This is a genomic window from Streptomyces sp. SBT349, from assembly GCF_001083795.1.
In the GTDB taxonomy this organism is placed as follows: Bacteria; Actinomycetota; Actinomycetes; order Streptomycetales; family Streptomycetaceae; genus Streptomyces.
Map to the genome: position 1 here is coordinate 1 of NZ_LAVK01000642.1, position 1,697 is coordinate 1,697.

Here is a 1,697-nt window from a genome sequence, read left to right on the forward strand (position 1 = left end):
GACCTCCGACTCCCCCTCGTCCGCGGCGTGCCGCAGTCCGTGGCGCTCGCCCGGCTGGAGCGGGTTGAACTCGTCGATCAGCAGGCCCAGGACCTCGCGGAAGGCGCCCGGGTGGCCGCCGAGGCGGACGCGGTCGTCGCCGTCCGCGATGCCGGAGAAGTAGGACATCAGCAGGTGGCCGCCGTCCCGCACGTAGCCGGTGAGGTTGGCGGCGGCCCGGTCGGTGGTCAGGTAGAGGTTGGGGACGACGACCAGGCGGTAGCCGGTGAGGTCGTCGGTCGGGCGCACGAAGTCGACCGGGATGTTGGCGTGCCACAGGGGCCGGTAGTGGGCCAGCACCTGGGCGCGGAAGTCGAGGTCCGCGGAGGGGCGCCCCGGCAGTTCCAGGGCCCACCAGCTCTCCCAGTCCCACACCATGGCCGCCTCGGCGCGCGTCCGGCCGCCGCCCAGCGGCGCCAGTCGGCGCACCTGCCGGCCGAGCTCGACGACCTCGCGCCAGGTGCGGGTCGCGGCTCCGCCGTGCGGGAGCATGGCCGAGTGGTAGCGCTCGGCGCCCTGGGCGGAGGCGCGGAACTGGAAGAACATCACCGAGTCGGCGCCCCTGGCCACCGCCTGGAGGGAGCGGACGCGCAACTGACCCGGCGGCCGGGCGGAGTTGCGGCGTCGCTGCACGTTGGGCCCGGTGGCGGACTCCATCAGCAGCCAGGGTTCGCCGCCGCGCAGGGAGCGCATCAGGTCGAAGTTGTAGGCCGCGATGATCTGCCCCTCCTCGTCCCACGCGTTGGGGTAGATGTCGAGGGCGACGACGTCCTCCTCGGCGGCCCAGCGCCAGTAGTCGAGATGCTTGAACGGGCCCATGAAGTTGGTCGCCACCGGGATGTCGGGGGTGTGGCGCCGGACGATGTCCCGTTCCGCGGCGAAGCAGGCCAGCGACGCGTCGCCCGAGAACCGCGCGAAGTCCAGCACCTGCCCGGTGTTCGGCCCGCCGAGCAGCCGGGCACGCCCCGTTCCGACCTGGTCGAACGAGTCGTACCGCTGGCCCCAGAACGCCGTGCCCCACGCGTCGTTGAGCGCCTCCACGCTGCCGTAGCGCCGCGCCAGCCAGCGGCGGAAGTCGGCCGCCGACGCCGGGCAGTGGCAGTAGGCCAGGCCCGGGTACTCGTTGCCGATGTGCCACATGGCCAGCGCCGGGTGCCCGGCGTAGCGCTCGGCGAGGCGCTCGGTGATCCGCTCGGCGTGGTGGCGGAAGACGGGCGAGGACGGGCAGTAGTGCTGCCGCGCGCCGAAGGCGATGGTGCGCCCCTCGGCGTCCACGGGCAGCGTCTCGGGGTGCTCGTGCGCCAGCCACGCGGGGGGCGCGGCGGTGGGGGTGGCCAGATTGGCGGCGACTCCATTGTCGGCGAGCAGGTCCATCACCTCGTCCAGCCAGCCGAACGCGAACTGCCCCGCCCGCGGCTCCAGCAGGCCCCAGGAGAACACGCCGACGCTGACCAGGTTGACCCCGGCCTCGCGCATCAGCCGCATGTCCTCCTCCCAGGTCTTCCGCGGCCACTGCTCCGGGTTGTAGTCGCCGCCGAAGGCCGGCGAGCCGAGCCGGGCCCGCAGCCGGTCGAGGCGGTCCAGCCCGTCGCGGGAGTCTTCGGTGTGTGCCATGGGTGCTCCGTAACGAGTGCGGTGGGGCGGCCGGTCGGTGGGGC

1 protein-coding gene is annotated in these 1,697 nt (G+C 73.7%); it reads right to left on the bottom strand.

Going from position 1 to position 1,697, the window contains the following annotated elements:
- Positions 1-1,653 (bottom strand): beta-galactosidase (locus ADY01_RS35465; protein WP_049580986.1); only part of this gene is annotated, 1,653 nt, incomplete at its 3' end.
- Positions 1,654-1,697: the final 44 nt, after the last annotated feature.